General features: G+C 49.9%; 21 protein-coding genes. 1 reads left to right on the top strand and 20 read right to left on the bottom strand.

The features are described from left to right. Positions 1-74: 74 nt before the first annotated feature. From AC0QUU_RS04745 to AC0QUU_RS04700, 10 genes are all read right to left on the bottom strand, one after another. Positions 75-452: a nucleoside phosphorylase-I family protein gene (locus tag AC0QUU_RS04745; RefSeq protein WP_474544910.1), complete on the bottom strand. Its 378-nt coding sequence runs from the start codon at positions 450-452 to the stop codon at positions 75-77. Positions 453-458: 6 nt separating this feature from the next. Next, positions 459-1169, bottom strand: coding sequence for a GNAT family N-acetyltransferase (locus tag AC0QUU_RS04740; RefSeq protein ID WP_474544909.1), 711 nt, complete (start codon positions 1167-1169; stop codon positions 459-461). 209 nt (positions 1170-1378) lie between these two features. Further along, on the bottom strand, positions 1379-1636 hold the full coding sequence (locus AC0QUU_RS04735) for a VOC family protein (protein WP_474545521.1): 258 nt from the start codon (positions 1634-1636) through the stop codon (positions 1379-1381). Between the two features lie 7 nt (positions 1637-1643). Beyond that, a complete protein-coding gene (locus AC0QUU_RS04730) occupies positions 1644-1982 on the bottom strand; it encodes a hypothetical protein (RefSeq protein ID WP_474544908.1) in 339 nt (112 codons plus the stop codon). Between the two features lie 34 nt (positions 1983-2016). Next, a complete protein-coding gene (locus AC0QUU_RS04725) occupies positions 2017-2550 on the bottom strand; it encodes a flavodoxin domain-containing protein (RefSeq protein ID WP_474544907.1) in 534 nt (177 codons plus the stop codon). Positions 2551-2618: 68 nt separating this feature from the next. Beyond that, positions 2619-2801, bottom strand: coding sequence for a hypothetical protein (locus tag AC0QUU_RS04720; protein ID WP_474544906.1), 183 nt, complete (start codon positions 2799-2801; stop codon positions 2619-2621). Positions 2802-2806: 5 nt separating this feature from the next. Next, positions 2807-3337 (bottom strand): flavodoxin domain-containing protein, encoded by a 531-nt coding sequence (locus AC0QUU_RS04715; protein WP_474544905.1) that lies wholly within the window; start codon positions 3335-3337, stop codon positions 2807-2809. A gap of 247 nt (positions 3338-3584) precedes the next feature. Further along, positions 3585-5306 carry an ABC transporter ATP-binding protein gene (locus AC0QUU_RS04710; protein ID WP_474544904.1) on the bottom strand — a complete coding sequence of 574 codons (1722 nt, stop codon included), beginning with the start codon at positions 5304-5306 and terminating at the stop codon, positions 3585-3587. Continuing rightward, complete coding sequence (locus AC0QUU_RS04705) at positions 5303-7108, bottom strand: ABC transporter ATP-binding protein (RefSeq protein WP_474544903.1); 1806 nt, start codon at positions 7106-7108, stop codon at positions 5303-5305. The genes AC0QUU_RS04710 and AC0QUU_RS04705 overlap by 4 nt, the downstream gene beginning before the upstream one ends. Before the next feature lie 220 nt (positions 7109-7328). Continuing rightward, on the bottom strand, positions 7329-7946 hold the full coding sequence (locus AC0QUU_RS04700) for a TetR/AcrR family transcriptional regulator (protein ID WP_474544902.1): 618 nt from the start codon (positions 7944-7946) through the stop codon (positions 7329-7331). A 181-nt stretch (positions 7947-8127) separates the two neighbouring features. On the opposite strand from AC0QUU_RS04700, the gene AC0QUU_RS04695 reads away from it, so the two are divergent. Continuing rightward, positions 8128-8448 carry a type IV toxin-antitoxin system AbiEi family antitoxin domain-containing protein gene (locus AC0QUU_RS04695; protein WP_474544901.1) on the top strand — a complete coding sequence of 107 codons (321 nt, stop codon included), beginning with the start codon at positions 8128-8130 and terminating at the stop codon, positions 8446-8448. A 70-nt stretch (positions 8449-8518) separates the two neighbouring features. Here AC0QUU_RS04695 and AC0QUU_RS04690 read toward each other — a convergent pair whose 3' ends face one another. The 10 genes from AC0QUU_RS04690 to yedF all read right to left on the bottom strand — a co-directional run bounded on the left by AC0QUU_RS04690 (position 8519) and on the right by yedF (position 17846). After that, entirely contained in the window at positions 8519-8755 is a 237-nt protein-coding gene (locus tag AC0QUU_RS04690; protein WP_474544900.1) for a putative Se/S carrier protein, read from the bottom strand. Between the two features lie 2 nt (positions 8756-8757). Beyond that, on the bottom strand, positions 8758-8961 hold the full coding sequence (locus AC0QUU_RS04685; RefSeq protein WP_474545520.1) for a sulfurtransferase TusA family protein: 204 nt from the start codon (positions 8959-8961) through the stop codon (positions 8758-8760). Between the two features lie 90 nt (positions 8962-9051). Then, positions 9052-10149 carry a YedE family putative selenium transporter gene (gene yedE / locus AC0QUU_RS04680; protein WP_474544899.1) on the bottom strand — a complete coding sequence of 366 codons (1098 nt, stop codon included), beginning with the start codon at positions 10147-10149 and terminating at the stop codon, positions 9052-9054. Positions 10150-10163: 14 nt separating this feature from the next. Continuing rightward, positions 10164-11303: an aminotransferase class V-fold PLP-dependent enzyme gene (locus AC0QUU_RS04675; RefSeq protein WP_474544898.1), complete on the bottom strand. Its 1140-nt coding sequence runs from the start codon at positions 11301-11303 to the stop codon at positions 10164-10166. A gap of 142 nt (positions 11304-11445) precedes the next feature. After that, positions 11446-12036 carry a LysR substrate-binding domain-containing protein gene (locus tag AC0QUU_RS04670; protein WP_474545519.1) on the bottom strand — a complete coding sequence of 197 codons (591 nt, stop codon included), beginning with the start codon at positions 12034-12036 and terminating at the stop codon, positions 11446-11448. Beyond that, positions 11987-12307: a LysR family transcriptional regulator gene (locus tag AC0QUU_RS04665; protein ID WP_474544897.1), complete on the bottom strand. Its 321-nt coding sequence runs from the start codon at positions 12305-12307 to the stop codon at positions 11987-11989. The genes AC0QUU_RS04670 and AC0QUU_RS04665 overlap by 50 nt, the downstream gene beginning before the upstream one ends. Continuing rightward, positions 12308-14323, bottom strand: a complete 2016-nt coding sequence (gene selB / locus AC0QUU_RS04660; RefSeq protein WP_474544896.1) for a selenocysteine-specific translation elongation factor — start codon at positions 14321-14323, stop codon at positions 12308-12310. Next, positions 14320-15888: an L-seryl-tRNA(Sec) selenium transferase gene (gene selA, locus AC0QUU_RS04655; protein WP_474544895.1), complete on the bottom strand. Its 1569-nt coding sequence runs from the start codon at positions 15886-15888 to the stop codon at positions 14320-14322. Before selA ends, selB begins: the two co-directional genes overlap by 4 nt. 244 nt (positions 15889-16132) lie before the next feature. After that, entirely contained in the window at positions 16133-17173 is a 1041-nt protein-coding gene (selD, locus tag AC0QUU_RS04650; protein WP_474544894.1) for a selenide, water dikinase SelD, read from the bottom strand. A 49-nt stretch (positions 17174-17222) separates the two neighbouring features. Next, complete coding sequence (gene yedF / locus AC0QUU_RS04645; protein WP_474544893.1) at positions 17223-17846, bottom strand: sulfurtransferase-like selenium metabolism protein YedF; 624 nt, start codon at positions 17844-17846, stop codon at positions 17223-17225. Positions 17847-18517 lie beyond the last annotated feature (671 nt).

Genomic DNA, 18517 nt, shown 5'->3' with positions numbered 1-18517 from the left:
CAGCATCACCTCCCATTCTATGTAAGAATAGAGGTCAGCCACCCTGCAACACGGTTGCTCCGTAATTCATCCTATCATAATACGCTTTGCGTATTCAAGTTCTTTTTCATGGCTATTCCGCACTCAAATGCCAGCGCCATATATTTTTCCGCCCCCATTGCCACAGCTTCCTCAAAGCCGACGACACAGGCAGGCGCGCCTACTCTCGACTGGAAAAAAGCGATCTCCGTATTCTTATAGCGGATCTTATAGACGGGCATTGCTCCGTTTGCGGTATCTAGTTCCGCGATCTGCTCTACATGTTCCATGGAAGCAAATTTCCGGATAATATTATCGGAAAATGTGGATACGCAGATCTTCGGAAAATCTTTTATCTTCTCTGTCGTATCCGCCGGATTGATCAGTGCCGGGGCAGACAGATCTGCCCTTTGAAATATGGTTTCCACAGCCATTGCTTACTACTTTCTCCAGGTACAGTCCACACCCTTTTTCATCACATAGTTTGTCAGCAATATCCCTTTTCTCTCCACCTGCTGCTCCTGCACAACCTGATAGCCTCTTTTTTCAAAAAACGGCTTCGCCGTAAGAGACGCATGCGTTGTAAATTCTGCCACGTCCGCTGTCTGCTCCAGCCTGTCACAAAGTGCTGACGCAATTCTGCGCCGCTGAAAATCTTTGTGCACATACAGCCGGTCAAGGTACCCTGTACCGTCCATGTCCGCAAAGCCCACAATCTGTTCCGCTCCATTCCCCGGATCTGACGTCATCACCGCAACCAGTGTCCTGTGCTCCCGGAAGGATCGGTCCCACGCTGACAGATTTATATTCCCGTCAGCCCACGCATCCAGCTGTTCTTCCGTATAATCCGCCGCATTGACAGTGTGTACTGTATTGTAGAAAAGTTCTGCTATCTCTTTTATGTCTTCCCTTCTGTATGCTCTGATCTCCATATCTGTACTCCGATTTTCCTCCGCTTTATTCCATCCCGGTGTTTTCAGCTTAAAGAGCCGCCGCCCCATTCCTTTTTTATGATACTTTTCCAGAAGGTACAGAGCTTTCAGTTCACACCGGCCGCTGTCCAGCTTTTTCAGTGCTGCTGTCCCAATCATATCTTCTCCGTCAAAAAGGCACCAGAAATGCTCGAAATATCCCAGAACATTCCTATACATTTTATGACGGCCGTCCGGCTCAAATTTTCTGTCTGACTGCGGCAGACATATTTCCAGAAACTGAAGCAGTCTGTCTGATATTGTGCCTCGTACTTTCGAATCATAAACATATTAGTCTCCGTCATTCGTTTTCTCATCCTCAACTTTATAACTGTCTCTGTTCAGCCGTTCCACTGCCTTCATTTCATTTTCTTTCTTCACAAGAAATATCACCGCATACATGCTTTCACAAATTTCACGGGCACATTCATCCGTTCTGCGGCCTGCTCCGGTGTCATTCCACTGTCCAGGAAACGTCTGCAGACAACTTTCATATTTTCTCCGACTTCGATAATATGCCTGTCCGGATCATAAAAGCGCACTACTCTCTGGCCCCAGGAATGTTCCTTCACCGGATGCACATATTCAACGTCACACTCTTTCAGTCTGTCTGCAAATTTGTCAAAATCATCTTCTTCAAAATATATCTCAAAATCATTGCCGCCATACTCCCTGCAGAATAAATGCGGATATTATCAGCACCGCAAGCACCCGAACGGCCATACTGATAATCTCGGTCAGATAAGAGGACTGTCTGGTTTTTTTCATTCCCCTGATAAAAGGGATATCATATCCCAGTGTAAATGCTGTGTTTATAATAATTTCAATAATAAAGAGCAGAATCAGATTATTCCTGCTCCCATAGGAGACTCCCAGGCCAATATGCGTAATAACAGATTCCGGAATATTATTCCAGTTTGCAAAAAACAGAATGCCGGTCACTGCAATCATTGCCCATGTAATATAATTTATAATTTTTTTGATTCTATCCATCACTTTCCTCGCACAACAGCAACAACACAAATTCTCAATCTTCCAGTTTCTTCACTATATCTTCCAGGCATTCCGTATCTACAAAACTGACTTTTTGTCCGTACGTCTCGATCATTGCCCGGGTATCCGCATCCTGCTCACCAACCGGCTGTTTTTTCACCTGTTCATAGAGCAGTTTCATCATCATCCTGTGTCTGAAACTCAGCTTTTCATAATCAATCCCGCCCCTCAGATGATAGAATTCCGTTTTATCAGCAAGGGCCTTCGGAATCTGTCTGAGCGCGGACGTCCTGATATTCTGTATATTTTTTTCATCAGCCGGATCGGCAAGTCCTACGGTTATTACAACAAATTTTTTACACTGATCCGCCGGGATCTTCTTCGCTGTTCTGGCCATGCCCATAACACCGCCTGCGTAAAGTCCTCCCACATAGATAATCCTTTCATATCCGACCGGTTCTTTCACCTTATCGTACGGCAATACCTCAGATTTCAGTCTCTCTGCCAGCACCTCTGCATATACTTTTGCCGTTCCATAGCAGCTTCCGTATATAATAATTGTTTCCATATGCTTTTCTCCCCGGATTTTATACTACATTCATTTTCTGTAATCGCTCTCTTTGCCAGGCAGAATGTCTACTCTGCAGACACCAGTTCATCTGAATAGTATACGTTCAGATAAGGGAGCCGGGAGGGATCTTTTTCTATAAAGAGCTCATCAAGATAATGCCCGTTCCGGATTGCGGCTGCCGCTATCATAATAATCAGAATCAGCAGCACAGCACCGACAGCTGCCGCAATTTTTCTGTTTTTTCTCATCTTTCCTATTCCTGTTTTATATAATTAATCAGCGACTCCAGATACTTTCTGTCTGTCCAGTCGCATTTCTGTCCGACCGCGCACATGAGTGCCTTCATCCAGGGCTCATATGTGGACGGATCCTTTTTCCCGACTGCCTTCTGAAGCATCCGGCACATAGTACGGTCTGTAAATGTCATGCCCTCTTCATCCCAGGCTCCCCGCCCGTAAAACATGGGAATCTCTTTTAAGTCCTCTTTCAGATTGTGCTCTTTGATCTCTCCCAGCGCCTTTTCATCATACGGAGAAGCGCCTACGCAGAACACTGCCGTCCGTTTTCCGGCAAGCATGTTTTTATTCTTCCTGAGATAAGATACCCCGGCGATTCCCGACGCATAGACCGCGCCGCACAGCACCACTGTATCATAACCGTTTATTGTGTCTGCTTTTGCCTTTTTTACTTCCATTACTTCAAAACCAGTCGCCTCTTCGAGCCACTGCGCATATTTTTTTGTACTTCCGTATTTTGACTGATAAAGAATAATACCTTTGCTCATATTTTTAATCTCCAAACGGCTCCACTTCTCCTGCGTCCGCCGTGAATTCATACTCCAGTGACGTGTCCTCTGCTACCGCTGCCGCTGCCCGCATTTTCTTCATGCCCTGCACCTCCCATCTCCGTCTCTGGGTTCATTATAATATAAAAGAGAGCATAAAAGTATATTTTCTTCCATGCTCTCTGCAATCTAACTTATTTTTTACAAAACGGTTTCCGCCCTTACGGCTTTTTCCTCCGCCAGCCGGTCATTCGGAGGGATTCATCTGCAGGTTTACCATATGGGGATAGATTTTTCCGGTTCGCATCAGTTCCTCCGGCGTCCCCTGTTCCGCAGCAACGCCTTCCGAGAGAACCACCACCTTATCTGCTCCGCTTACCGTGCGCATGCGGTGGGCGATAACAAGCACGGTTTTATCCTTTATCAGCCTTGACAGCGCAGTCTGTATCAGTGTTTCATTTTCCACGTCAAGACTCGCAGTTGCTTCATCCAGCAGGATAATCGGCGCGTTTTTAAGGAAGGCGCGGGCAATGGAAATCCGCTGTCTCTCCCCGCCTGAAAGTTCGCATCCGTTTTCTCCGATCATGCTGTTATACCCTTCCGGCAGCTTTGCGGCGAACTCTTCGCAGTTTGCCAGTTTTGCGGCCGCGATCACTTCCTCATCTGCAGCGTCCTTTCTTCCGATCCGGATATTTTCCATAATTGTGTTATTAAACAATGTTACATCCTGGAAAACAATGGAGTACAGTGACAGCAGTGTCTCGGGATCAATTTTTGATATATCCATGCCGCCTACTGTGATTTTCCCTTTGCTGATATCCCAGAATCTTGCGGCAAGCCGCGAAACCGTTGTTTTTCCGCCGCCGGAAGGTCCTACCAGAGCCGTAACTTCTCCCTGACGCGCTGTAAAAGATACGTCTTTTAAAACGCTTTCTCCGGTATTGTAAGCGAATCCCACGTGATCGAATACAATGTCATACCCCTGATTTGTCAGCGTACTGCTGCCGGTCTGAACCGGATGATACAGAATTTCATTCATACGGTTTATATTTGTCCGGGTGGAAATCACAGCCGCCAGATTCTGCAGGGCTCCCTCAAGAGGAGCGTACAACCTCGACGCTACCAGCAGAAACATGAAGAACAGCGGAACATCAATTTCTCCCCGGATGAGCAGCACAGAACCTGTAAGCGCCACTGTTGCTATCCCGAATTTTAAAATCAATGTAGATGAAACAACAAACAGCGCTGTCCCGAGTTCTGTTATAATATGTCTTTTTTCCACATTGTCTATTTTTTTATCCAGGCCTTTCAGATAGCCGGCTTCCGCATTATTTGCCTTCAGATCCTGCAGACTTTCAATGCACTCCTGTACGCCGTCCTCCAGCGCTATATTTGCCGCCGAAGCTTTGCGGTTAAAATACTCCTGGATCCGCGCGGAAAACAGTGTGATCATAAATGCCACCGGCAGAACCCACACCGCCGCCAGAGCCATGCGCCAGTCATAGGCAAACAGGCACACCGCAATCAGCGTGGTGGAAATGATGGAACCGGCCAGAGCGGGCACATAATGGGAAAATGCCGTTTCAAGGGTAGCACAGTCGCCCATAATCGAACTGGTCAGATCCGCCAGATCTTTTTTCCCGAAAAAGGACAGGGGTATTTTCCGCAGCTGCTCGGCAAGAGAGATCCTTCTGACTCCGCTTTCCACATAAGTGGCCAGATACGTGGCGTTATACTGAAACCAGGTTACAATAAATATAAGGATAAGGCAGCCGGCTGCGCCTGCGCCATACAGTACAATCCTTTTCCCGTCCACTGCCCCGTTCATCATGTCAATAACAAAGAAATACAGAAGCCCTACGGGAATCATAAGGGAGATATCCTGCGCGACACATGCAATGCATCCCTTAATCAGATCGATGGCTCCCTGCCTTGATAATGCAAACCGTCTTTGCAGCATCCTGATCATGCTCTTACCTCCTTTTCAATCTTCCATTCCGCAGCTTCGGAATAATTCTTCCACATGCGTGTAAAGATACCGTTTTTCCGGATCAGTCCGTCGTAGTCTCCGCTTTCTGCAATCTCTCCATCCCGGAGCACATAGATGCAGTCCGCGTCCGTAATCGACGACAGCCGGTGGGCAATCATAATGACTGTTTTTCCTTTGGAGAGCTCCGCCAGGGCCTTTCCTACCCGCGCCTCATTGTCCGGGTCGGCAAATGCCGTAGCCTCGTCAAGGATCAGAATGGGCGCGTTTTTCAGAACAGCACGGGCAATGGTAATCCGCTGCTGCTCGCCGCCGGACAGGTATACCCCTTTCGCGCCGATCACTGTATCGATTCCATCAGGCAGCTTTTCAATGATATCCGTACACTGGGCCGCTTCCAGCGCGCGGATGACCTCCTCTCTCATGGCCTGCGGCTTTGCCATGCGCACATTTTCCAGCACAGATGCTTTGATCAGACGGCTTTCCTGGAAAACAAAAGATACTTTATCCATCAGCGTTTCTTTCGGGATATTCCGTATATCCGTATTTCCGATTAATATTCTTCCTTCCTGGGGATCAAAAAATCTTGCAATCATCTTTGCAAGGGTGGTTTTCCCTCCGCCGGACGGGCCCACCAGCGCCGCCTTCTGTCCCGGCGCAATGGACAGCGACACATCATTGAGCGCGTTTTTCCTGCCTTCGCCTCCCGCGCCGCTCTTTCTGTCAGTATCATAGCTGTAGCTGACATGTTCAAATACAATAGAATTGTCAGACGGGGCACACTTCTCTGTGCTCCGGGGCAGGGGCTTTTCATTGAGCACTTCATCAATCCTGCTCAGGGCATCATTTACAATCATTGCGTCCTCGCTCATAAACATAATTTTTGTAAGCGTGGTACCGATTACCGGAGTGATCACAATATAGAAGATAAGATTTAAAAGCAGTCCATCCGTCACGCCGCCTCTGGAAAAAATAATGCCTCCGGCAATGAGAAAGGCAAATGTGCCGTTGATTGCCGTCGTATAGAACATCATGGGCAGCCTCAGAGCTTTCGTATATTCGATCACCCACTTTTCGTAATTATCAATGGATGCCTTGAAGCGTTTGAATGAAAAAATCGTCTGTCCGAATGTTTTTACAACCGGCACGCCTCTTACGTATTCCACCGCTTCGTTTGACATATCCGCAAGAGCATTCTGGTATTCTTCCATTTTCTGTTCCATACTCTTTCCTGTCATTTTCATCATAATCAGAAATCCCAGTACAACAGGAACAAGGCTCAGAAGACCAAGACGCCAGTCAAAAGCCAGCAGCAGAAAGAGCAGTCCTATGGGAGTGGCTATGGCGCCCGCCTTATCGGGCAGCCTGTGGGCAAGATAAGTTTCGGCCGCGCTGCCGGAAGTATTTACAATCCTGCGCAGTTTGCCGCTTCCATACTTTTCTGATGTCCCAAGGGGCAGTTCTGTTATATGGCGCATCAGTTCTTTGCGGATATTGGACGCAATACGGAAGGCGCTTAAATGAGAACACATCAGAGCCGCGATATAAACAACAACCGAGAGTACCGCAAACAATACCGCCAGCCAGCCGCAGCCTGTAATATTTTCCGCCTGAGAGAAATCCGGAGCCGCCTCCAGCACATCGTGTATAATCCGCCATATATACCAGAACGGCACCAGTGCAAGCAGAGCGCTCACCACAGACAGAATCCAGGAAAGATATGTAAGAATTTTATGCTTTCCCGCGTATCCCAGCAGACGGGATAAATTAGACTGTTTCTTCATGTAGTAAAACCTCCTTGAATTTTTTATGATATGAGGCCTGTATACATCCTCTCATATCCCTCGGATTAGCTTATACGATCTTTAATTAGTTTTAACTAACTTCGATCCAAATATATATGGAAAGCTGATGCTTTCCACATATCTGAAATACAAAGTAAACTTTCTGATTCCCTGCCCTGCGACAATATCTGCAGCATGCCGGGAAGCCGGCCATTCCGGCCTACTGTCCCATAATTTTCATCCATCCGGCCGTATAAAAAGCCCGCATCTCCTGCAGATAATACTCTGCCTCCGGGAGCGGCATCTCATGGATAATCAATTCAAAAAATGTATTGAACATGCCGGTAATTAATATATGTTCCAGCCTTTCATCAATATAAGGCGACGGTCTTCCTATTTTTTCGAGCACCGCCAGGTAATCATGGGTTCCCTGAGTCTCTATTTCCACCATTTCATCAATCATTCCTGAAAAACGGGTTCCCTCCGAGTGGCAGAGAATAAGCTTGAACTCATTCAGATGCTCATAGGCATACAGAAGCATTTCATGCATGCACTCACCGGAAACAGAACTCAGATTATCCGGCTGCTCCTCCGGCGGCAGAGCGGCGAAATCATACTGCGCCTTGCGGAAACAGTCCATAAAATAGTCATACTGCTCCCCCACCAGCGCCTCAAACAATTCCTCTTTGCTCTTATAGTATCCATAAAACGCGCCGGTCGTAACACCTGCCGTTTTCACAATATTCCGCAGAGAAGCAGACTGATATCCCTTTTCAAGGAATTCCTGCATAGCTGCTGAAAGAATCCGTTCCAGTGTTGTCTTTTCTGTTTCACTCATCGTGACGCCTCCGTTATAACAGTGTTATATACCACTGTTATATTTTATGATGCATTCAGTATAATGTCAATAGATTTTCCCACTTTGTATATATGATAAATAATCATAAATTCTCAAAAAATATCTGGATGAAGGCAGTCTGATCCGGGAAAGCCGGGGAATCTATTCTTTTGCGGACAGTATGACAGTGCCAAAGACTTATAATGTATTTTATCTAAAGGAAGAATTATTTCATGTAGAGTTCCACCGGATCAAACCGTCCTTATGGAGCATAGGAATGATGGAGATGGTCTCACCGCAAGGCGGAAAAATCATAGTCTATGACAGAGAACGGTGTATCTGTGATATGATACGGAGCCGCAAACAGACAGACCCACAGGTTTTTAGCCAAGCGGTGAAAGAATATTTTGCTTCCAAAGAGCGTGACAACATCCGATTGATGGAATATGCCAGGAAATTTCACATTGAGGAAAAAGTACAAGAGTATATGGAGATATTATGATGAAAACACCAGAACAACTAAAAGGAGCCATTCGCAATCTGGCAAAGAAGAAAGGAATCCGTCCTTCCTCTCAGAACATACACTCATGCACATCTTCCTGCTCGATCTTCCGTTCTTCCAGAACCTGCAGAATTCTGTCCCGGTCCTCCAGAGCCGCGCACCAGGCCATGCCGCAGCCTGCGGATATGCTTCTGGGAACGGGAATCAGCCTGCCGGGAGCATTGTGTTCCCGGCAGGCTTTCTCCATAGCCATTGCATCTGCAGTTGTGTGAAATGTTACAACCAGTTTTTTCTCTTTTTTTCTCATTGTTATTCAATTACCACGGCAAAACCGTCCGGAATCTCTGTCGAGGTATACTTCTTTCCCCGGTCTTTTGCCAGTTTCTCCACGTTCATTTTCTGATGAGGCTCTGTCACAAGTACTCTGACCGGCCCCTTTGTATTTTTCAGCGCCTCAGCCGTCAGCATCAGAGGCTCCGGGCAGGACAGCCCTCTAGCATCTACTTCTTTCATAATTCCGTCCTTCTTTCCGGCATGACTTAATACTGAAGTCATGCTCTGTCTGATTTTCAGTCATCCGCCGGCAAAGCGGCGGACGTTTTTTTATTTTCCTTCTGATCTTTTATTTGCAAAGGCAATGATAAAGCACACCGCAATGCAGATAATCACCGCCGCTTTTCCATAAAACGGCACTGCTCCTGCCACCACTTCCTGTGTCTCTGCGTTCAGAGCTGTACCGCTTGCAGCCAGGCCGAAATTGTGGGCCAGAGCCGCCCCGATAAACATACCGATCACCGTCATGGCAGAATCTGAAGATCCCTGTCCAGCCAGAATCAGCTGGCGCAGAGGGCATCCGCCTGCAAGCACTGCAGCGAATCCTACCGCGTACATGCCCAGGATATTCCACAGGTGCTCGGAGTGAGCGATAATTCCCGGCGTGTCAAACGCGAAAGTAAAGTTGCCTGTGGCAATGTTGTAGATCAGCATTACTACGAAAAATCCGCCGATAATGGTCAGCAGGTCAAAATTTTTCATCAGGATCACGTCACGGATACTTCCTGCCAGACACATTCTGGATTTCTGGGCAAACGCGCCGAAGATCAGTCCGCCTGCAAGCGCCAGAAGAAGGGGCGCGTGCATACTTCCCGGGCCGCTTGTGCTGCTCTTAAGCAGAGGCGTCGCTACAGCCAGTACCAGAATGCCAAGCATCAGCGCCGGAAGCACGCCGCCGCTGACACGGTTGGTCAGATGTGCCCGTCCCAGGCTGAAGCCTTTCCTCAGTGCAAATACTCCGGTGCCAACACCCAGGATGAATCCGATCAGGGCAACCCAGGCGTTCAGATCCCCTGCAGACATGCGGATAATCATGCGCAGCGGGCATCCCAGAAATACCAGAGAGCCGATGGCAAGGATCATTCCCAGGATAAAACGCACTGCCGGCGATGAGCCTGCTGTGGAACGGTACTCTTTTGTAGCCACTGAAATAAGAAAGGAGCCCAGCACCAGTCCCATAATTTCCGGTCTTGCATACTGAACCGCTTCTGCAGAGTGCAGTCCCAGCGCTCCCGCGGTATCGCGGATAAAGCAGGCAATACAAAATGCCATATTGGCCGGATTGCCGAACCAGGCCAGACATACGGCCACAAGGCCGCAGACGATGCCGGCAAAGGCCAGTTTCTTCTTTGAGTCAGATAAATTCATTGTTTTTCCCTCCGTCATTGGTCGTTTACTAATTCCTTTATCGCCTGTACGGCTGTTTCGACTTCTTCTTCCGTATTGTAGTGAGAAAAACTGAATCTTACCGCGCCCTGGCCGGTTGTCCCCAGCGCCCGGTGCATCAGCGGCGCGCAGTGGGCGCCGGGCCTTGTCACAATGCCGTATGTCACACTCAGCTCATCACTGACTTCCGAAGAGTCATAATCCCCGATATTCAGCGACACAATGGGACACCGCATGTCCGCGGAAAAGTCTCCGTATACCGTCACTCCGGGGATCCGGGAAACACCTTCATAAAACTGCCGCATTCTGCTGAGTTCAGTTTCACGCAGCACATCCGGGCCCTTCTCTTCCAGCCAGGAAACCGCCGCGCCCAGTCCGGCAATGCCGTGCCCGTTCAGGGTGCCTGCCTCAAGGGCCGTAGGCATAAGATCCGGATGACGGGGATTGTATGTATCCACGCCGCTTCCTCCGGAAAGGAGATGCCGGATAACGACGCCCGGCCGCACATACATGCCTCCTGTGCCCTGGGGCCCCAGCATTCCTTTATGTCCGGTAAAGCAGAGCACATCAATTCCCATTTTCTGCACATCCACAGGATAGACGCCCGCCGTCTGGGACGCGTCCGCCACAAGCAGAATTCCCTTTCTGCGGGTAATCTCTCCCACCCGTTCCAGGTCGATCATATTTCCGGTCAGATTAGATGCATGGGTACAGACAACGGCTTTTGTATTATCTTTTACTGCAGCTTCTATTTCCTCATATGAGATATTTCCCTTTTCATCACAGTCAAGAATGGTAAGTTCCACGCCTCTTTCCCGGCATTCATACAGGGGCCGGAGCACTGAATTGTGTTCCAGCACTGTTGTAATCACATGATCGCCCGAAGAAAAAAGTCCCTTTATGGCAATGTTCAGACTCTCCGTGGAATTGGCGGTAAACACAATACGGGAGGCATCTTCCCCGTGAAAAAACCGGGCAAGCTTTTCTCTTGTCTCATAAATTACGCGTGAGGCATTCAGCGCCGGTTCTGACGCGCCCCGTCCCGCGTTTCCGAAAGAATCCATTGCCGCAAGAACCGCCGCTTTGACCGGCTCCGGCTTGTGGATTGTGGTTGCCGCGTTATCCATGTAGATCATATTTTTCCCCCCTTCCTTTCCGTGATGATAAAGAGGTTTTTACGCCTCTTCCTGTATCTAAGTATACGTGTTTTTTACATCGGCAGTCTAATCGAAAAGCACGATAACTGCGGATTGCTTATAGATAAAATCTATAAATCAATTATCCTGTCTGTTCTGTATCAGAAAGATAAATTTCTTTTACAGTCCGGATAAATTTCTCAGCCCCGGGCAGAGACGGATAGCTCTCGTCAAACACCAGGCTGATATCTCTTTTTCCCCCTGTTTTTCCCAGTGGAAAGGCAAGAAGCCTTCCTGCGTCCACTGCATCTCTGACAGCCAGGTCAGACAGAATGGAAATCCCCATACCGTTTTCTACGGAGCGTTTGATCGTCTCCTGGTTTTCCATAATGGCGGCCACATTCAGCTCATTCATGTCCATTCCCATCTGCTGCAGAATCTTCCGTGCCTCCTGTCTTGTCCCCGAGCCTTCTTCACGCAGAATAACCGGCTCTTCCTTCAGCCATCCGGCAGCAGCGTCCGCTCCTTTTGCTCTGTATTTCTCAAAGGCAGGAGTAATTGCCACAAGTTCATCCTGATAAATGGGAACATAAGTGCAGTTTCCTTTGTCAATCTTCGCGCCCGCCAGTCCCACGTCGGCCCTGTGGGAGGCGATCATCTCCGCCACTCCTGCACTGTCTGTCTCAAATACCTTCAGCTTCTCTCCCGGATAATTTTTCCGGAACCGGACCATAATATCCGGCAGAAGATACTGGGATGGGATCGTGGAAGCCGTTCTTCTCCAGTTCCAGCATCTGTTCCGCATAAGCGTACAGCTCCTTTCCGTCATCCGAGAGAGCGACTCCCTTTGTGCTGCGTACAAACAGACAGGTATTCAGTTCCTTTTCCAGCGACGCGATATGCGCGCTTACCGTAGGCTGTGTGAGGAAAAGCTGTTTCGCCGTCAGCGAAAAACTTTTCGTCTCAGCCACCCCTGCAAATGCTTCCAGCTGCTTCAGATTCATCTATGCTTTCACCCTCTCACTCTCTGCTTTTTCCTTTTTTGTAATGCCCCTCCGGTCCGTATATTCCAGAATCAGTCTGGCATTTTTCCGGCTGGTATCAAGCAGGCCGCATACCTGAGAAATCGTTATTTTTCCTTCCCGGTCAAGGGCCTCTCTTATTTTTCTCACAGCCTGTTCCATCAGCTCCGGAAGTGTATAGAAGTCCCCCGACAGATACAGGATTTTCCCCTGAAGTTCCAGAAGCCGCAGGATCTCCATGATGTCCTCTTCCGTCTCCCGGCTCCCTGCGCTGCGGGCATCCGCTCTGCCTTTCTCCCCGACTTCAGAATTCAGTTCCCTGAGACTTAAGAAATGGTAGCCCGCCTTCTCTGCCGCTTTGGAAAATACAGTATACACTTTCCGGTATGCCGCATCTTCCTGCGGCTCATACCCTGCAGGAGCAATCAGTCTGCCTCCCGGCTTCCAGGACAGCGTCTCCGCCGGCCGGATCCTGCCGCAGTCAACACTGTCCAGAATATGCCGCTGCACAAGCCGGCTGATATAAGCGTCCGCCGCTTTTTTCAGTCTGCCCGGCGCTCCGGACTGCAGCTGTGCCTCCGGCATTCCCAGCCGGTAAGGGTACTGTTTCAGATACCGGTATATTTCCTCCAGAACTTCCTTCCGGATCCGGGATTCTGCCTTCCGGTGCAGAAAATATTCTGTCCCGTTTACATCCAGGCCGTATACCGCCCCCGTCTCTGTCAGGTCCGTCATAATCCGGCCCGCCGTCTCTTCCGAAACTCCCAGTTCAGCGGAAAGTCCGGTCAGATCCGTCAGATCCGCTCCCCGCTCTTCTGTCAGAAGATCCGCCAGTTCTTTGGACCCGGCTGTCTCTTTTCTTCGCAGCCGCTCCAGCGTTTCTCTCCGGAAACGCTTTTCCCTGGGCCTGTCTGTCTCCAGCACAATGCCTCCGCCAATGGTCTCCAGCGGAGAATAAAAGCGCAGGACAAACCGGTCTCCCCGTCTGAGCGCCGCATCGGCATCCAGCCGGAGACAGGCATATCCTTCTTCTCCCGGCAGGAGCTGATCCGTATCCAGGAGCACCACTCTGCAAAGCATCTGGGACGTGCCGCTGTAAAAATGAAGCCGGCTCTGATTTTTCACAATTCTCTGTCCCTGTTCCAGGAGCTTAATCCTGACGTTGATTCCCCTGCCGGTTTTCAGGCTTCCCGCAGGCGCCAGCACACAGCCCCTGCGGATTTCCTCTTTCTCAATCCCGGCCAGATTCAGCGCCGCCCGCTGTCCGGCCTCACAGATATCCTCCTCTTTTCCATAGACCTGTATGCCCCGCACCCGGCATGTTTTTCCTTCCGGAAATACAGTCAGCTCCTGACCTTTCTCAATCTGCCCTTCCAGCATGGTCCCGGTCACCACCGTTCCGAACCCCTGAACCGTAAACACCCGGTCCACCGGAAGACGGGCCAGCGCCTCCTTTTTCCGCGCCTCATCCGGCTTTTCTTCCTCCGTTTTCCCGGCATAGGCGCGGATCCGGCTTTTCAGCTCGTCAATTCCCTGTCCTGTACGGGCGGAAACCCGTACAACCGGCACATCACCCAGCCCGTTTTCCTGCTGCTCCTTCCAGATTTCTTCCTCCACCATCTCCAGCCATTCTTCATCCGCCAGATCACATTTATTCAGAACAATAATATAATTTTTCACTCCCAGAATCTTCAGAATATCCATATGTTCCCGGGTCTGGGGCATAATGCCCTCATCGGCGGCAATCACAAGAAGCACCAGATCCATTCCGGCCACACCCGCCGTCATGTTGTGGATAAATTTTTCATGCCCGGGGACATCAATGATTCCGGCCCGGGTTCCGTCACCCAGATCAAAGGAAGCAAAGCCCAGATCTGTTGTAATCCCCCTCTGCTTCTCCTCCGGCAGACGGTCTGTATCCTGTCCGGTCAGTGCCGTGATCAGAGCGGTCTTGCCGTGGTCAATATGGCCTGCTGTGCCGATTACAAAATGCTTCATAGACCGCTTCCTTTCTCCGGTTCTGCTTTCTGTTCCATTCCATCCGGCGCCTGGAATGTTCCGGGAGAAAACAGTTCTTCCCCGGAAAACAATTCAGCCAGATATTCCCGGTCTGTGTCGCTTACCGTCCGCATATCCACCAGGAACCGGTCCCGGACGATTCTTCCCAGCACCGGAACCGGCAGGGTTCTCAGTCTTCTCTGGAGCTCCGCCGCACTGATCTGTCCTGCGTTCTTCCCGGTAATTTGCCCTGTACTCTTCCCGGTGATCTTCCCCGGCCGGACACACAGGGCGAAACTGCCGATCTCCTCCTCCGGCAGAGCTCCTCCTCCGGCTCTGGATGTGCAAGGCTCCACAGTAACCTGTACCGGTATTTCCCTGCATTTCTCACCGTACTTTTCTAGTCTCTTTTTCCTGATCTCATCTGCCAGTATTTCCGCCTCCTGCCGCACTTCTTCCGCCGGCCGGGTCAGCATCCGAAGCACGGGAATCCGCCGGACCGCCCCGTCCGGATTCAGGTATTCCAGCAGCACCTGCTCCAGTGCCGCGGCCGTAAACTTGTCAATCCGCAGCGCTCTGGCCAGCGGATGTTTTCTCATCCGGTCCAGAAAACATTTTTTTCCCACAATAATTCCGGCCTGAGGGCCTCCCAGCAGTTTGTCCCCGCTGAAGCAGACCACATCGGCTCCGGCAGATACAGACGCCTGCACGGTGGGCTCTCCCCGAAGGCCGTACCGGCTCAGATCCACCAGCACACCGCTTCCCAGATCCTGCACCACGCAGATGTCTCTCTGTTTTCCCAGAGCACACAGATCCTCCAGGGGAACGGACTCAGTAAATCCTACAATCCGGTAATTGCTTGTATGCACTTTCAGAAGTACTTTTGTCTCTTCATTAATGGCATTTTCATAATCAGAAAGCCGGGTCCGGTTGGTTGTTCCCACCTCTCTGAGTCTGGTGCCGCTTTGTTCCATTACATCGGGAATACGGAATTTTCCGCCGATCTCCACCAGCTCGCCTCTGGATACAACCGCCTCGCCTCCCCTGGCAAGAGCGGTCAGAATCAGCAGCACGGCGGCGGCATTATTATTCACCGCAAGGGCAGCCTCGGCCCCGGTAATCCGGCAGAGCAGCCGCTCAAAATGGGAGCACCGTTCTCCCCGTTCTCCCGTGTTCAGATCCAGTTCCAGGTTGGTGTATGATCCCGTGATTTTCCCGCCCCGGAGGCCTGCCTGTTCTCCCAGCGGCGCTCTTCCCAGACCTGTGTGCAGAATGATCCCGGTACCATTTACCACGGAAATCATTTCCGGCCGGAACAGTTGTTCCAGCCGTTCATGTACCCGGCCGGGAAGCTGCTGAATCGTCTGCCCGATTACTTCCGCCCCTTCTTCTTCTCTGCCCCCGTCCGCCAGTTCTGCTGCCTTCTCCCGCAGTTCCTGCAGAATCTCCTGGAGAATTCCGACAACAGCCTGACGTCCATACTTGTCTGCAAGTTCCTGTATCTCTTTTTCTTTTAGCAGAATATCTGTCTTCGGTATCATGCGATACATTTCATTCTTATTCAATCTGTGTTTCTCCTGTTCTCACCTGTTTGTCCGCCGCTCAGAATGACGGCGGTGTTTCTTCTCCGTCCGAAGCCGGACAAAGACAGAAAACGGCAGAGAGACTTTTTCCATATCTCTCTGCCGTTATCACATTATCACAGCTTTATACAGCGGCATATCTGCCTGCCGCATACAGTCTGCTCCCGTCCCGCTGACAATATCCGTAATACCTGTCAGTAATACCGGGCAGAACTGCATTCTTCTGCTACACCAGTCGGACAAACACATCCTGCTTTTCCAGAACACGCCCGATGACGGAAACTTCGGTTTCCAGCCCGGCCTGTTCAAGACTGCGGAGAAACTCTTCTCCTTCCTCTTCAGGCACACTGAACAGAAGGCCTCCGGAAGTCTGGGGATCGCAGAGCAGGTCAATCCATACCTCCTCCACATTTCCTGTATCCAGGCCGTCTCCTGCATACTCTCTGTTCCGGTACGCTCCTCCCGGCACGAGTCCCATGCGGGCATAATCCGGCGCCTCTTTCATATAGGCCACATCCCGGATATGGATATCCAAAGTCACGCTGCTGGCTCTTGCCATCTCCATGCAGTGCCCCAGCAGCCCGAATCCTGTCACATCTGTACAGGCATGTACGGTAATATTTTCCGCAGCCTGTTTTGCCTTTTTATTCAGGGAGGACATAACACGAACCGCTTCTTTTTCCGCCTCCGGGGAAGCCATCTGAGCTTTCACCGCTGTATTCACCACTCCGCTTCCGATCTGTTTGGTCAGAATCAGCACATCTCCGGGCCTGCATCCGTAGTTCCGGTATATCCGGTCCGGATGGACAAATCCGGTTACCGACAGGCCATACTTCGGTTCGTCATCCTGAACAGAATGTCCTCCGCACAGAACCGCTCCCGCTTCCAGTACCTTGTCCGCTCCGCCTCTGAGAATCTCTGACAGAATCTCCGGATCCAGACAGTTCGGGAAGCATACAATATTAAGAGCAATCTTCGGCTCGCCGCCCATAGCGTATACGTCACTAAGGGCATTGGCCGCCGCGATCTGGCCAAAGGTGTACGGATCATCCACCACCGGGGTGAAAAAGTCCAGTGTCTGTATAATCGCAGTGTCATCCGATATTTTGTAAATTGCTGCATCATCTGATGTCTCGACTCCGACGAGCAGACGCTCGTCTGTGAATTCCGGCAGCTTGCCCAGAACCTGGGCAAGGGTCTCAGGACCTATTTTCGCCGCTCATCCGGCGGTCTTTGTCATCTGTGTCAGATGGATCTCTTTATACATGCCCGTACACCTCCTTTCTTCAGAATAAATTATTCGTCCTGTCTTGTCTTTAAGGACGGATAACTTTCCCTGCATTCTGCAGTGTTTCCACAATGCTGTACATATTTGTGACTGTTCCCACTGCCAGTTTGTCCTTTATTCCATAAAAATCAAGGCAGGTTCCGCAGGTCATAATTACAGTCCCCTGCTCCTCCATTTTCTTCAGATCTTCCAGGGACTCAGAGCCTTCCACTGTCAGCTTCGCGCCTCCGTTATAAAAGAGAATTGTCTCCGGAAACCTATCCAGCTGTGTTACGGCAAACAGAAAGCTCTTCATAAGAATCCGTCCCAGCTCATCATCTCCGTCTCCCATCCGGTCAGAAGAGACCGCCACAACGGTTCCCTTATCTGTCGCGCATTCCTCACAGCAGATTTCTGTTTCTTCCGCGCTTTCCCCGGCTTTTCCGGAACCGTCCTTCGACGGCTGAATCAGAATCCGGTACTCGCCCTCGCTCTTCTTTTCCTGTGTAACAGAAGTCCCCAGGCTCTCTGCCATCTTGGTTACATTTTTTACTGCTGTCTCATTGTCCACCAGCACTTCAACTGTATCCTGCCCTTTGTTCTCCTCCAGGGCCTTCTTCGTCTTAATAACCGGTATGGGACATGCGTCACCCATTGCATTTACTGTAATCATGGCCGTAATTCTCCTTTTTATTTCAAAACGTCTTCTTTGTCTGTACATCAGCATTTTACTCAGCGCCGCGCAGGCCGTAAAGGCCCACGCTGCGCTAAATTCAGGTTCATTATAACACTTCTTAAGTATTACGGGCAACAGACTTCTGAATTCATGACTCCTGCTTTTTGTCTCGCTTTTTTTGGCAATACAAACACAGCCGAAATGTCCTGCTTCGGAGCTGCTGTCGCTGCTGCAGCTGTGTGAATGCAGGCTCTTGTACGGTTAAAATATGATAATTCTTATTTCAACCGTAGCTTCTTTCTCCTTCCTACCGCTCAAAAGCCAATATTTCTTATTTTAACCGTAGCATCTCACTCTTTCCTACCGCTCAAAAGCCGATACTCCCCATTTCAACCGTAGTATTCCCCTCTTCTCTACCGCTCAAAATTCAATTTCTCCTGTTTCAACCGTAGTCTCCCACTCCTTCCTACCGCTCAAAATTCAATTTCTCCTGTTTCAACCGTAGTCTCTCACTCTTCCTTACCGCTCAAAAGCCAATATTCCTTATTTCAACCGTAATTTTTCCCTCCTTCCTACCGCCGAAAATTCAATTTCTCCCATTTCAACCGTACCTCCCCGCTCTTCCCTATCGCTCAGAAGCCAGCCTCCCCTGTTTCAACCGTAACACA

This window comes from Mediterraneibacter sp. HA8405 (genome assembly GCF_056148955.1).
Note: the sequence above shows the minus strand (reverse complement) of the source record. Positions and strands in the feature narration are given on the sequence as shown.

What these genes read in the sequence shown, in the direction of transcription:
- AC0QUU_RS04685 (WP_474545520.1), bottom strand. Translation starts at nt 8,961, where the DNA reads ATGAAAGAAGTAGATGCTAGAGGGCTGTCCTGCCCGGAGCCTCTGATG.
- AC0QUU_RS04710 (WP_474544904.1), bottom strand. Translation starts at nt 5,306, where the DNA reads ATGATCAGGATGCTGCAAAGACGGTTTGCATTATCAAGGCAGGGAGCC.
- AC0QUU_RS04715 (WP_474544905.1), bottom strand. Translation starts at nt 3,337, where the DNA reads ATGAGCAAAGGTATTATTCTTTATCAGTCAAAATACGGAAGTACAAAA.
- AC0QUU_RS04725 (WP_474544907.1), bottom strand. Translation starts at nt 2,550, where the DNA reads ATGGAAACAATTATTATATACGGAAGCTGCTATGGAACGGCAAAAGTA.
- selB (WP_474544896.1), bottom strand. Translation starts at nt 14,323, where the DNA reads ATGAAGCATTTTGTAATCGGCACAGCAGGCCATATTGACCACGGCAAG.
- AC0QUU_RS04690 (WP_474544900.1), bottom strand. Translation starts at nt 8,755, where the DNA reads ATGAGAAAAAAAGAGAAAAAACTGGTTGTAACATTTCACACAACTGCA.
- AC0QUU_RS04695 (WP_474544901.1), top strand. Translation starts at nt 8,128, where the DNA reads ATGACAGTGCCAAAGACTTATAATGTATTTTATCTAAAGGAAGAATTA.
- yedE (WP_474544899.1), bottom strand. Translation starts at nt 10,149, where the DNA reads ATGAATTTATCTGACTCAAAGAAGAAACTGGCCTTTGCCGGCATCGTC.
- AC0QUU_RS04740 (WP_474544909.1), bottom strand. Translation starts at nt 1,169, where the DNA reads ATGTATAGGAATGTTCTGGGATATTTCGAGCATTTCTGGTGCCTTTTT.
- AC0QUU_RS04730 (WP_474544908.1), bottom strand. Translation starts at nt 1,982, where the DNA reads ATGGATAGAATCAAAAAAATTATAAATTATATTACATGGGCAATGATT.
- AC0QUU_RS04675 (WP_474544898.1), bottom strand. Translation starts at nt 11,303, where the DNA reads ATGATCTACATGGATAACGCGGCAACCACAATCCACAAGCCGGAGCCG.
- AC0QUU_RS04720 (WP_474544906.1), bottom strand. Translation starts at nt 2,801, where the DNA reads ATGAGAAAAAACAGAAAAATTGCGGCAGCTGTCGGTGCTGTGCTGCTG.
- AC0QUU_RS04700 (WP_474544902.1), bottom strand. Translation starts at nt 7,946, where the DNA reads ATGAGTGAAACAGAAAAGACAACACTGGAACGGATTCTTTCAGCAGCT.
- AC0QUU_RS04705 (WP_474544903.1), bottom strand. Translation starts at nt 7,108, where the DNA reads ATGAAGAAACAGTCTAATTTATCCCGTCTGCTGGGATACGCGGGAAAG.
- yedF (WP_474544893.1), bottom strand. Translation starts at nt 17,846, where the DNA reads ATGATTACAGTAAATGCAATGGGTGACGCATGTCCCATACCGGTTATT.
- AC0QUU_RS04745 (WP_474544910.1), bottom strand. Translation starts at nt 452, where the DNA reads ATGGCTGTGGAAACCATATTTCAAAGGGCAGATCTGTCTGCCCCGGCA.
- AC0QUU_RS04665 (WP_474544897.1), bottom strand. Translation starts at nt 12,307, where the DNA reads ATGAATCTGAAGCAGCTGGAAGCATTTGCAGGGGTGGCTGAGACGAAA.
- AC0QUU_RS04670 (WP_474545519.1), bottom strand. Translation starts at nt 12,036, where the DNA reads ATGGTCCGGTTCCGGAAAAATTATCCGGGAGAGAAGCTGAAGGTATTT.